8 protein-coding genes and 1 pseudogene are annotated in these 12850 nt (G+C 58.8%); 3 read left to right on the top strand and 6 right to left on the bottom strand.

Annotation, left to right across the window (positions count from 1 at the left end; all coding sequences use genetic code 11):
• Positions 1-6: 6 nt before the first annotated feature.
• The 4 genes and pseudogenes from B5G09_RS12735 to B5G09_RS12720 form a co-directional block, all read right to left on the bottom strand.
• Positions 7-3132, bottom strand: coding sequence for a TonB-dependent receptor (locus B5G09_RS12735; RefSeq protein ID WP_087405466.1), 3126 nt, complete (start codon positions 3130-3132; stop codon positions 7-9).
• A gap of 28 nt (positions 3133-3160) precedes the next feature.
• On the bottom strand, positions 3161-5380 hold the full coding sequence (gene bglX, locus B5G09_RS12730; RefSeq protein ID WP_239403338.1) for a beta-glucosidase BglX: 2220 nt from the start codon (positions 5378-5380) through the stop codon (positions 3161-3163).
• 294 nt (positions 5381-5674) lie between these two features.
• A complete protein-coding gene (locus B5G09_RS12725; protein WP_143256564.1) occupies positions 5675-7375 on the bottom strand; it encodes a DUF6377 domain-containing protein in 1701 nt (566 codons plus the stop codon).
• 664 nt (positions 7376-8039) lie between these two features.
• A pseudogene (locus tag B5G09_RS12720) lies at positions 8040-8291 on the bottom strand (ABC transporter ATP-binding protein); the annotation flags it as partial.
• 1414 nt (positions 8292-9705) lie between these two features.
• On the opposite strand from B5G09_RS12720, the gene B5G09_RS12715 reads away from it, so the two are divergent.
• From B5G09_RS12715 to B5G09_RS12705, 3 genes are all read left to right on the top strand, one after another.
• On the top strand, positions 9706-10044 hold the full coding sequence (locus B5G09_RS12715; protein WP_087405464.1) for a DUF3408 domain-containing protein: 339 nt from the start codon (positions 9706-9708) through the stop codon (positions 10042-10044).
• The gene (locus tag B5G09_RS12710; protein ID WP_087405463.1) at positions 10035-10346 is read left to right on the top strand and encodes a helix-turn-helix domain-containing protein; all 312 of its coding nucleotides are present in this window, start codon (positions 10035-10037) and stop codon (positions 10344-10346) included. Before B5G09_RS12715 ends, B5G09_RS12710 begins: the two co-directional genes overlap by 10 nt.
• A gap of 66 nt (positions 10347-10412) precedes the next feature.
• Positions 10413-10709, top strand: a complete 297-nt coding sequence (locus B5G09_RS12705) for a helix-turn-helix domain-containing protein (RefSeq protein ID WP_087311959.1) — start codon at positions 10413-10415, stop codon at positions 10707-10709.
• A 316-nt stretch (positions 10710-11025) separates the two neighbouring features.
• Here the strand turns inward: B5G09_RS12705 and B5G09_RS12700 are convergent, their stop codons facing one another.
• Both B5G09_RS12700 and B5G09_RS12695 read right to left on the bottom strand, forming a co-directional pair.
• Positions 11026-12240, bottom strand: a complete 1215-nt coding sequence (locus B5G09_RS12700) for a site-specific integrase (protein WP_087405462.1) — start codon at positions 12238-12240, stop codon at positions 11026-11028.
• 33 nt (positions 12241-12273) lie between these two features.
• Positions 12274-12850 (bottom strand): site-specific integrase (locus B5G09_RS12695; RefSeq protein ID WP_162608285.1); only part of this gene is annotated, 577 nt, incomplete at its 5' end.

The raw sequence follows: 12850 nt of genomic DNA, 5'->3' as shown, positions 1-12850 counted from the left end.
CGGTAATTAGAAGTTGATGTTAGTGCCGAAGAGGAAGGTGCGCGACTGGGGGTAGTTGCCGTAGTCGACACCGCCGCCCACCTCGGGGTCGTAACCCGTATAGCCGGTGATGGTGAACAGATTGCTCATCGAGACGTAGAAGCGCCAGCGGTTCATGTGCATGCGGTCGGTCCAGCGTTTGGGCAGCGTGTAGCCCACGGTCAACTCCTTCAGCCGCAGGTAGGAGCCGTCCTCGACGTAGCGGCTCGACGAGAGCGTGTTGCGCGAACTCCCGTAGGGGTTCGGAATAGTACCGTCGGGGTTGCTCCGGGTCCAGACGTTGCGCATCGTAGTGCTCAGCGTGGCCTCGGTGCCCTTGCCCTCGGTGCGCAGCCGCACGGCGTTGTAGATCTCGTTGCCGTAGACCCCCTGGAAGAAGGCCGTCAGGTCGAGACCCCGCCACGTGGCGCTCAGGTTCACTCCGTAGGTGAGCCACGGGAAGGGGTTGCCGATGGCCACCAGATCGTCGTCGTCGATCACGCCGTCGTTGTTCTGATCCCGGTAGCGGGCGTCGCCGGCGTGCTCGGTGATGCCGACGGGGTTGACGCCGAACTGATGGTCGATGGCCTCCTGGTCGGTCTGGTAGATGCCCTCGTACTCGTAGCCCCAGAAGGAGTAGAGCGGAAGCCCCTCGTCGCAGATCGTGTAGTCGCCGTAGACGCGTTCGCCGCCGTTGAGTGCCGTCAGCCGGTTGCGGATGAAGGAGACGTTGCCGTTGACGGCGTATTCGACCTCGCCGATGCGGTTGGTGTGGCCGAGGGTGATCTCGATACCCTGGTTGCGCACCGTGCCGACGTTGGCCGTCGGGGCGTGGAGGTTGCCCACGTGGGCCGGAGCCGTCACGCTGAGCAGCATGTCCTTCGTGTCGCGCAGGAAGAGGTCGACCGTTCCCGAGAACTTGTTGTTCCACAGTCCGAAGTCAACGCCCAGGTCCCATTGCTCGGTGGTCTCCCATTTGCCGCCCGTGTTGACGTAGGAGAGGATCGTGGCGCCCGGGGCGATCTCGGGCGAGGTGCCGAAGGGATAGCCCACGAAGGTCGGACCCGAGTTGAAGATCGTCTGCAGGAAGGCATTGTCGCCGATCTTGTCGTTGCCGATCTGGCCCCAGCCCAAACGCAGCTTGAGGTTGTTCAGCACGCTGCTCTCCCGGAGCCACGACTCCTCGTTGATGCGCCAGGCAATGGCCGTCGAGGGGAAGTAGCCCCAGAGGTTCTCGGGGAATTTCGACGAGGCGTCGGCGCGGAAGTTCACCGTGATCAGATAGCGGTTGTCGTAGCTGTAGTGCAGACGTCCGAGCAGCGAGAACATGCGGGTCCGCGTGGCCGAATCGCCCGCCTCGGTCCGATCCTCCGTGGCCTGGTTCAGATACCAGTTGTTGCTCGTCGGATTGGAGATCGACGACCCCGAACCGCCGATGTAGTAGTAGTTGTACTCCTCGGTGGTCTGGCCGACCATGGCCGTGAGGCTGTGTTTGTTCCAGTCGTGGGTGTAGGTGAGCGTATTTTCGTAGCGCATGGTCTGGCCGCGCGACATGCTGCGCTGGATGAAGTTCTTCTCGTTGCGGTCGTAGGTCGAGTAGTCGTACTTGTCCTTGAAGGTGCGGCTCATCGTGTTGAGCAGGTCCATGCTTACCTCGGAGTGGAGCCGCAGCCCCTTGAGGGGTTCGATGTCGAGGTAGATGTTGCCCACCCAGCGCTCGTTCTTGTCGAGGGGATGGGTGTGCTCGACCATCGAGAGGGGGTTGGTCACGTTCTTGAAGTTGGACGATGCCGCGATGCGGCCGCTCAGATCCTCGCCCTGGTTGTTGATGCTGCCGGCGGGGTAGCGGGCCGGATCCCACGGAGCCATGGCCAGGGCGGCCGAGAGGATCGAGGCGCCGGGGCTCGAGTTGTTGTTCATGGCGTTGCGGCCCTGGGAGTTCGAGAAGGAGATGTTCTCGCCCACGGTGAGCCACTTGGCCAGCTTGTAGGAGGTGTTCGCACGCAGGGTCAACCGCTCGAAGTCCGAGCCGATGATCGTACCCTCCTGTGAGAAGTAGCTGGCGCTCAGGGCGTAGGTCGTCTTGTCGCTGCCGCCCGACGCACTGACGTGATAGTTCTGGATGACGGCGTTGCGGCGGAAGACCTCGTCCTGCCAGTCAGTGTCGATCGAGCTGTAATCCAGTCCGTTGGGATTCTGCGCCGACTTGATGACGGGGTAGTAGCTCGAGTTGCCCAGCCGGTAGGCCGACAGCCAGGCGTTGAATCCGTTCTGGTTGAAGTAGTTGATCTGCGACTGGGTTCCCTCCAGGTCGATGATTGTGCGGGCGAATTCGTCGTGGCCCATCAGATCGAGCTTGTTCCAGCGGTTCTGGATGCCGACGTAGGCATTGAAGTCGATGTTGATCTTCTGTCCGGCCTTGCCGCTCTTGGTGGTGACGATGATCACGCCGTTGGCGCCCCGCGAACCGTAGATGGCCGTGGCCGAGGCATCCTTCAGAATCTCGGTCGAGGCGATGTCCTGCGGATTGACGAAGGTGATGTCGTCGGTGATTACGCCGTCGACCACGTAGATCGGGGCGCTGTTGTTGACCGTGCCGATACCGCGGATGCGTACCTCGGCGGCCGCTCCGGGCTGTCCCGACGAAGCGTTGACCGTCACGCCGGCGGCCCGGCCCTGCAGTGCCTGGTCGAGACCGGCGGCCGGGGTCTTCTGCAGCTGCTCGGGGGTGATCGACGCCACGGAGCCTGTTACGTCGCTCTTGCGCATGACGCCGTAACCGATGGCCACGACCTCTTCGAGCTGCAGGCTGCTCGGTTCGAGACGGATGTCGAGCGAGGTCTGACCGGCGGCCAGCGGGATGACCCGGGTCTGGTAGCCGATGTAGCTGAACGAGAGTTTGACGGGGGCTTTCTGGCTGCCGGGGATGGAGAGCGTCCAGCTGCCGTCGATGTTGGTCGAGGTTCCGTGGGTCGTTCCCTCGATTAGAACGGTGACGCCGACCATCGGTTGTCCGTCTTCCGAGGAGGTAACGGTTCCCTGGACCTGCTGCGTTTGGGCCTTCAGCGAGGTGGCGGCCAGCAGCAGGCAGATCAGTAATCTGAACTTGTTCATAGGTTTGGAGGTTGATTTGTTCGGGTGTTTATTGGATGGTGAACAAGGTGGATGTTCCGGACTGGCTGTCACCGGCGATCCAGAGATCGAATTCGCCGGGTTCGACTTTCCGCTGCATGTCGAGGCCCCAGAAGGCGAGCCTGTCGGCCGGCAGTTCGAACTCCACGATACGGCTTTCGCCGGGCCGGAGCGTTACGCGCCGGAAATCCTTCAGCTCGCGGACCGGACGTACGGTCGACCCTACGCGGTCGCGGATGTAGAGCTGGACCACCTCCGTGGCGGCCCGCTTGCCGTTGTTGGTCAGACGGCACGAGGCGTGAATCGTCTCGTCGGCCGTGTAGAAGCTCTTGTCCAGCTGCGGCGTGTCGTAGGCAAAGGTCGTGTAGGAGAGTCCGTATCCGAACGGGAAGAGCGGCCCGAATCCGGCATCGAGGTGGTAGGAGGTGCAGCCCAGCGAGGTCTGACCCGCTCCGACCGGTGTCTGGTCGATCAGCAGTTCATTGCCTGTGGCGGGGCGGCCCGTCATGTGGTGGGCGTAGTAGACAGGGATCTGACCCGTGGTCACGGGGAAGGTAACGGGCAGTTTGCCGCTCGGTACGGCCCGACCGAAGATCAGGTCGATGAGTGCCGGGCCTCCCATCGTGCCCGGGTGGAAGGCGTATAGCAGGGCGTCGGTGTTGGCCAGATCGCGGGCGATGGTGAGCGGGCGTCCGGCCATGATCACCGTGACGACCGGCTTCCCGCTGCGGCGGGCGGCGGCCATCAGTTCGCTCTGCGACCCCTTTAGGTCGAGGTCGGCCAGGCAGTGGGCTTCGCCCGAGAGAATGGCCTCCTCGCCGATGAAGAGCAGGATGGCGTCGTATCGGGAGGCTTCGGTCGTGAAGGCGGCGAGCTGTGCCGGCGAGAGTCTCTGGCGGCTGTAGTCGGCCACGGCGTCGAAGCCGATACGCAGCCGGTCACCGTATTGGGCGCGGATGGCGGCCAGCGGTGTCACAGTGTGCGATGGCTCGCCGTCGAAGGTCCACGTGCCTAGCTGTTCGGCCGGAGCATCGGCCAACGGTCCGGCTACCAGCACGCTGCGCAGCTTCGAGGCGTCGAGCGGCAGCAGATCACCCTCGTTGCGGAGCAGTACGGCCGACTCCTCGGCACAGCGGCGTGCGGCGGCAAGGTTCTCCTCGGTGTAGGTGACCCGAGCGATGCGGGCCGTGTCGATGTAGGGGTTGTCGAAGAGTCCGAGGCGGAACTTCACGCGCAGAATGTTGCGCACGGCGTCGTCCAGCTGCTTCTCGTCGACCTCGCCTGCCTCGATCAGCTCCTTGAGGTGCTGCGCGTAGACGTGTGACATCATGTCCATGTCGACCCCCGCAGCGATGGCTTTCCGTGCGGCATCGCGCGTGTCGGCGGCAAAACCGTGGGTGACCATCTCGCCGGCCGAGTTCCAGTCGGTCACCACCATGCCGTCGTATCCCCACTCGTTGCGCAGCAGGTCGGTGAGCAGCCACTTGTTGCCCGTCGAGGGGATGCCGTCGTTGTCGTTGAACGAGGTCATCACCGTCATGGCTCCGCTCTGCAGGGCCGAGCGGAAGGGCGGCAGGTAGATGTTGCGCAGCTGGCGTTCGGTGAGCGACGTCGAGTTGTAGTCGCGGCCGCCCTCGCTGGCCCCGTAGCCGACGAAGTGTTTGGCACAGGCGGCCACCGACGTCGGGTCATCGGCCCCTCCACCCTGATAGCCGCGCACCATGGCAGCACCCATCGCCTCGGTCAGGCAGGGATCCTCGCCCGACGATTCGGCGATACGCCCCCAGCGTGGGTCGCGCGAGATGTCGAGCATCGGTGAGAAGGTCCAGCGCACTCCGGCCGCCGAGGCCTCGACGGCGGCGATACGTGCCCCCTGTTCGATCAGTTCGGGGTCGAATGTGGCGGCCTGTCCGAGCGGAATGGGGAAGACGGTGCGGTAGCCGTGGATGACGTCGCGGGCGATCAGCAGCGGAATGCCCAGGCGGCTCTGCTCGACGGCGGCGCGCTGCAGCGTGTTGACGTCGGCCGGATCGATCACGTTGAGCAGCGAACCGATCTCGCCGCGGCTGATCGCGGCGCAGAGTTCTTCTGTCGTGCCGTAGAGGGTGAGTTGATTGGTTTGGCCGATTTTTTCCTCGATCGTCATGCGGGAGAGCAGTTCGTCGATGCGATTTTCGATTTGTCGGTCGGTCGCGTCGGAGGATGCCGAATCGGTTTGGCAGGCCATCATGAACAGGACGCTGCCCATAATAAGTAGGCGTTGAATCATCGTTTGAGGCTGGTTTTTTCGCTACTATAAAATTATCGGAAAAGCTCGCCTTGAACAATCGAGTACAGCGAATAAGTGGATGCACGGAGACCGGAGGTGGATATCAACCGATTGATTTGCAGCAGATCTTCTCAGACATACTTGTATCCAAAAAGTGGATCGTTGTGGGGCAGTTCCCAATGGAAAAGCCCCGATTCCGGCCTCAGAGGCGCGAATCGGGGCAAGGTCTGACGGCCGGTAAATCCGGGAGCATCGCTACTTGTCCGACGGTTGTTGCGAACGGTTGTGTTTTTCGCCCGAGAATGAGCCGATCTTTTTGACGCACTCCTCGAATTCGGCTCTCGACACGCAGGCGTTTCCCTTCACCTTGGCCCGGTAATTATAGATCGTGTTGACCGAATAGCGCAGCAGGGCCGCTATCTTTGACGAGTCGGTGATTCCGAGCCGTATCAGTGCGAAGATCCGCAATTCGGTGTTGAGTGCACCGTTGCGGGGCTCGATGCGGGCTTCGGGTTGCAGCAGCGAGTTGAACTCCTCGACAAAGTTGGGATAGAGGCGCAGGAAAACCTCGTCGAAGGTGTTGTAAAACTCCTCGACGAGCTGGTCGATCTCCCTGGGCGAATTGATGTCGCGCAGCAGCTCCTTGGCCGACCCCGAGGTCAGCCGTTTGCGGATCTGGTTGCGGTACTCCTTGAAGCGGTCGATGTTGTTCGAGCAGATGCTCAGGAATACGCCGATGTACACCTCCTTGACGGCATTCGATTCGCGCAGTTCGTTGTTCAGGGTCGTTTTGCTCTCGTTCAGTTCGGAGAGTTCGCGGATGTATTCGTTCATACGCAGGTTGCTTGCCTGGAGTTCGCGCCGAAGCTCCTCGGAGCGGCGTTTTCGGCGGATCTCCACAACGGCGATGAAGCAGGCGAATAGGAAGAGTACCAGTGCGGCAATGCCGAGACCCGTGCTGAGTCGGATCTGGCGGGTCTTCTGGGCGAGATACGAGGCTTCGATACGGGGCAGGACGGTGGCTATCTGCCAGGGGCGCAGCCGGGCGTTGTAGAATTGAGCGTCGGCCATCGAGACCCGCAGATAGAGGAAGGCGCGTTCGACATCGTTCTGCGAAGAGAAGAGAATTTGGGAGAGCAGACACAAGGAGGCGTTGTCGCGTGTGGCCGACTGCAGGTCGGCCGAGGCGGAGCGGGCCAGCCAGCAGATCTGTTCGTCGGCGTGCTGGAGGAATCCTTCGATCAGCGCCTTCGTGTAGGCATATTCGGCAAAGGTGTGCGACGACGGGGACTTGTCTGCCAGGAGTCGGTCGACGACCTTGCCGGCCTCGGCATACCGCTGCTCCTTCATGAGTTTTTCGATCAGATATTTCTGGAAGGTCTCCGATTCGGGCGGATAGGAGTCGAGGACGCGAGCCAGATAGTAGTCTCTGGAGGCGGAGGCCTCAAGGACCATCTCGGGGTTGGTGAAGTATTCGACGGCGGCGTTGCAGAAGCGCAGCCGCGTGATGTAATAGTCGCCCAGGACGGAGCCGGCAAGTTCTGCGGTGTCGATCTGACGGTCGAGCAGATTGGCGGCTTCGAGGTAGTATCCGGCCGTGGTGTAGAGGTTGGCGATTTTGAGACGGGTTTCGTTGATGCGTGTCGGATCGTTGATGCGAGTTGCCAGTTCGAGATTATCCCGCAGCCAGTAGAGGGTCGAGTCGAACTGATAGGTGAAATAGGTGTCTGCCAGCAGCGACTGCAGGTTGTACATCTGGTCGAGGTTGTCCGTTTTGCTGTCGATCAGATGCTCAAGTTGCTGAATTCTGCCCAATTTCAGATCGATGAAACTCTTCTGCCGATCGATGATTTGATCCAGTTCGAGCAATTCGGCGCGGACCTTTTCGGGTTGAAGAGCCCATATTTGAAGCGGAAAAGCCAGTCCGGAGGCGAGGAACAAAAGGAGCGTTCGCATAGAGGCGGGTTTTAGAGTCCGATTAGAGGCAATTATACAACAAAAGTATCAAATTAAACCGAAAGATAAAATAGTTGGACCGATTTGTTAGGACCTGTTCATAAAATAGAACAGAAGCATATAGGTCGGCGGACATGTAATTTTTAGGGCTACCTTTAAGGAGGCAAGTGCTTTTGTAATTTCCCAGGTTACCCCGTTGGATCGCAGGATCGGGTAGTTATATGTTATGCGTCTGTCATGTGCCATGAGCCCGAAACGGCTGTCGGAAGAGATCGCACGACGGAGTCCGGGCATCTTGTTGAGTTCGCGGCGGAGAAGCACCCCAAATGAATCTGGCCGCTCCGCAAAGCGGCCAGATATTTGGCGAGGATTGCCTCCGTTTTATATGAAGTCACAGTCTATTCCATACGGTGATTACTCTTTAATCATTACGGATCTACGTCTGCATTCCGACTGTTAATCTTTTGATGCGTACGATGGGTTTTAGGCATAAATAAGAAGGACAGCACCAGTACTAATGCTGCCCTTTTTGACGTGTCGTAGGAGTTTCATTTCATCACACCAGCATTGGTGCCTGAATTTCGAAGGATTTGACGGCGGCTTTTATTTGTCAATCGCAGATTGGCAATTTATAAGATTATTGTAGCTTGCTTTCTGTTGACGCTTACATGCGGTTAGTGAGGTCCTTGACCATCTCGCCGTCGAAGAGGTGCAGCACGCGGTGGGCAAAGGTCAAGTCGTACTATGATTGGGTCACCATGATCACGGTCGTCCCCTCGCGATTCAATTCCGTGAGGAGATCCATCACCTCGCGGCCGTTCTTCGAGTCGAGATTACCGATGGGCTCGTCGGCGAGGATCAGCTTCGGGTTCGACATTACGGCGTGGGCGTGGGCGATGGCCACACGCTACTGCTGAAATTCTCGGGCGTCGACCAACCTCATTTAAGCTCTCTTTCTGGGCAAGAACTGAGGTAATTTGGGAAGTTTTCAAGGTTGTTAATGTCTCTGCAATTACTCCCCAAATAAGCCCGATAAATGGAGTGCAATCCTCTTTTCCTCCGATGATGGCAATTGTTTGGTAATATTTACGTGTCCCCGTAACGGGTTTACCAGCGCATCTTTTGCATAAAAGAATGGGCGTTAATTCCCGTCAAAACATGACAATAATTGACTGAATTTCATGGAATCGAGCGTAGTAGGAAGCGTAATTCCATCGTTTTACGTTGCTTTCGTGTAAGAAGAGAGGGGCGTGTCAAGGCCTCGATTTGTGATGGAACAAGCCATTGAATGTTCGCCATATCTCGCGATTACAATCAGAAAACTGGCGTGTTTTTTCATCCGAGAATCGGTCCCCATTTGTCGGAGCAGCCTTTGAAAGTCTGCTCCTTTTTTTGCCCGTAGGACGCAATTATGCCTTCCAAGGTCCCCATTTTTGAACGAAGGGTGCCGGAAACCCTTCGGCGGTTAAAATCCGGTCTCGGCGCACGGGGTGCCCGGTAAAAAGCGACGACTTCGGAGGAGCTCCCCCCCTTGCGGGCAAGCTGTTTTCTGTTACGAAATCTATTTCGCGTAACTGAAAACACAGCTTGCCGGGGGCAAAACATATAATGTTTCTGACCCCCCCCAAAAACGGGTCGAATATCACGTCCCGTTCCCACTTGTTCGCCGGCCAATCTGAAGAGGCGAACCATCCGTTCCCGAAGCCGACATCGGGAACAAAATTGCCTTGAAATGGGATGAATAAATCTTGAGCTCAAACCATCATGAGATAGTGATGCCAGGAAATCAATACGGATTGAAGTCTTGGCGTCTTGATCTCCAGACGTCAAGAACCCCTGATGTCCCGAAATCATGAACTCTTGGACTCGTGAGCTACAGAGGTCAAGAACTCCAGATCTCAAGAGTTCTTGATGCCAGGACTTCAAGAAGTTTTGAAATCTGGAACTCAGTTCCTGTTGAGGTCTTGGACTCATGGCTTCTTGATTTCCTGAAGCCATGTTCTCTTGGCCTCAAGAGCCCTTGATGTCTTGTTTCCCTGAGTTCATGATACCATGATCTCTCGATCTCCTGTTTTATTGATCTGTTGATGTCAGTAGGCCCCTTTATGTTGGGAAGCAAAAACATTAGGACGTTCTAATGTCCTCCTTATCGAGGTTACTATGGCGTATGGTTCTACGCCTCGAAAATCAATTGAAATACTCTGTTTGGGCTTGCTACCGACGCCAACCTGTGCCACACCGACGCCAACCACTGCCATAGAGCGCAGATGGTGGAGAAAACGCCTCCGTTGCCCCTATATTCGCTCCCGAAACCTTAAAAGCCAATCATTATGCAAGAGCAGAAGAATGAACCTCGGGGTGACAACCAAACGGTGTCCCTCGACTCCGGGACTTTATCGAGAAAAGTCTCCAACTACGAGCGTCTCTTCCTGCTGCCGGTCAAGACCGCGGCTCTCCACGGCAAGGCCATTTATGTTCGTCCGGAGTTTCACCAACGGATCCAGCGAATCGTGCGACTCCTCGACAACGGCAAAATCTCGATGTACAGCTATCTGGACCGCGTGCTGGAACACCACTTCGCAACCTTCGACGAGGAAATCACGGCTTGGTGCCGCAACCGGATCCAGACTCTTTCCCGGGATCTTAAAACGACACTGCCATGGGAATAGTCAATGTGGAATCCCGGACCTTCGAGCGGATGCTCGCGCGGTTCGAGGAGTTCGCCCGACGGATGGACGCGCTCTGCCATGCGCACCGTATCGGCGAGTCGGATCCGTGGCTGGACAACCAGCAGGTCTGCCAGTTGTTGAATATCTCCAAACGGACGTTGCAGACCCTTCGCAGCAACGGGTCGCTCTCCTATACGCAGATCAACCACAAGATCTACTACCGAACCGAAGATGTGCGGTCGTTCCTTGTGGTGCTGGAGGCACGGCGCAAGCACGAACAGAGGCGCAGAAACGGAGTATAAACAGTGGAATCCGATCGTGATACTCGTGGTGGTGTCGGGCCGGATCTCGCATCAAACAGACGAAAAATGGGCAATGAATTGATTACGGAGCATGACGAGCGGATCCGCTCGTACTTCCAGGCGCTGGAGCGTCTTTCCAAGGCGTTGGAGACGTTGTTCTCGAAGCGTAAGTCTTCGTTGGACGGCGAGAGCTTCTATACGGACGAGGAGCTTTCGCAGCGGCTGAAGATCAGCCGCCGGAGTTTGCAGGATTATCGCAACCAGGGACGGATTTCCTACATCAAGTTGGGCGGCAAGATTCTCTACCGCTCCTCGGATGTCGAGCGGATGTTGGAGGAGGGGTATCGCAACGAGTTTCGGTAGACAAGGGGAAGAACGAGGCTGCAAGACCGCACAGACAGAAGGCAGAAAGGGAACACGAGCAACCGACCCTCACGATGCAGCCGTTCATGGTTTTTCTCCTTTTCATCGGTAGCATCTTCCCAAACGGGCCGGAGCGAATACGACAACCTTTTTCCCGGGGGCTCCATCTGCGGAGACTTCTCCCGGGGAAAACCCTCGGGGCATGAGGTTGGCATTTCGCTCCGGCCCATTACCTTGCTGCCGGATGAAAAGGAGCCGGGACAAAAACAACGGCCGGTCTCGGGATCTTCGGGAGCCGGCCGTCGTCGGGAAGTCGCTACACCTTGGCCGGAGATTCGCCCTGCCGCCGTGCACGGCGGCGGATCAGGCGGTCCATATCCTCGGAGATCTTCTGCTCGGTGATCTGTGCGTAGCCCTGGGTGGTGGAGATGTTCGCATGGCCCATCATCTTGGCGATGCTCTCGATGGAAAGCCCGGCGGAAATAGCCAACGTGCCGAAGCTGTGGCGGCTTTGGTGGTATGAGAGGTTCTCCCGGATGCCGACGATGATGCCCAGCTGGTGGATGTCAAACCAGATTCCGTCGCGCGGTCCCAGCGGGAAGACCGGCTGCGTGTCGTCCGTCCGGTTGTAGAGAGAGAGGATCTGCTCGGCGATGGGATGCAGCGGGATGAAGGCCTCGATGCGGGTCTTGCCCCGCTGCTTGCGGATGTAGCTCCGACCCTCGGCGGTCTGTCCGATGTGGCGCGGGTAGAGCGACTGCATGTCCGCATAGGCAAGTCCCGTCAGGCAGGAGAAGAGAAACATCCGGCGGATCAGCTCCAGCCGCGGATCCGCCTGCGGGTGTGTCAGCAGGCGTTGCAGATCCTCGCGGCTGATGGCCCGATGGCGCGGCGGGACTTTCTTCTCGTAAGGAAGATCCTCCAGCGGGTTGCATCGCAGGATCTCCCGGTCGACGGCGATATAGGCCAGTCGGTTGAGCCAGGTCAGGCTGCGATTGACGTAGGAGGGACTGCGTTGCTGCGAGCTCTTCAGGTAGAGTTTGAAGGCCTGCCCGAATGCCTCGGTCAGATCCCGCAGCGGAAGATCCTCCTCGCCGCGGCTTTGCAGGAAGCGCCGCAGGTTGCCCTGCATGAGGCGCGACTCCCGCCACGTGGAGGTCGAGCCGATCCGTTCGGCACGGCGCGCCAGCCGCTCGAGTTCCGCCTCGCCCGTTGCCAGCAGGGTCGTCGGAACCGGATGGCGCCCGACAAGCCGCTCCTTCAGCATCGCGGCGCTCACCACGCCCTGCTCCTCCAGCATCTGTTCGTAAGTGCGGACAACCCGCAGGCGAAAGGCTTTCAGTTGGTTGTTCTCCCGGGGTGAAAGGATCTCCCCGCGGCGGGGATCCCACATCTCGGGCCGGCAATAGAGGCCCGTTGTCAGCACGGCACGCTTGCCGTCGATACTCAACCGGCACCAGACGGCCGTCGTGCCGTCCGCCCGGACCTTCTGGCGATCGATATAACAGAAGACTCGAAAGGTACTTCGCATGGTAGAAAGGATTTGAACGATGAATAGACGGGTTTACAGGATGAGTTTCAGGTCGCTCGTGGCGGCGATCAGCCGGTCCATATCCTCGAAGAGTTTCCGGGGCGTGACGCGTGCATAGATCTGCGTGGTCTGGATGTTGCTGTGGCCCAGCATCCGGCTGATGGTCTCGATCGGAACCCCTTCATCGAGGGTAATGAGGCTGGCGAAGCTGTGCCGCCCGGCGTGGTAGGTCAGCGCCTCCGGAATACCGGTCAGGCCCCGAAGTCCCTTCATGTTGGCCTTTACTACGTCGGCCGACTGGTGCGGGAAAAGTGTCTCCCGCTCCGCATCGCGGTATTTGTCGAGCAGGGCCAGTGCCTCGGGAAGCAGTTTCACACGGGCCTGGTAGTCGGTCTTCTTCCGCCGGTATTTGAGCCACAGGGCGCCCGATTCGTCCGTGTAGAGGTTCTCCCCGGTCAGGCGCGAGACGTCCGCATAGGAGGTGCCCGTATAGCAGGCGAAGAGAAAGAGGTCGCGACTCAGCGAGAGCGACCGTCGCTGTGCGGGAATATCCAGATCGCGGATCTTCTCGAAGCTGGCGCGGCTCAATGCCTTGGGTGTCGTCGCCACC

The sequence above is a fragment of the Alistipes sp. An54 genome (assembly GCF_002159375.1).
Classification (GTDB): domain Bacteria; phylum Bacteroidota; class Bacteroidia; order Bacteroidales; family Rikenellaceae; genus Alistipes; species Alistipes megaguti.
The sequence above is the reverse complement of the archived record's forward strand: the minus strand, read 5'-3'. Positions and strand labels throughout refer to the sequence as shown.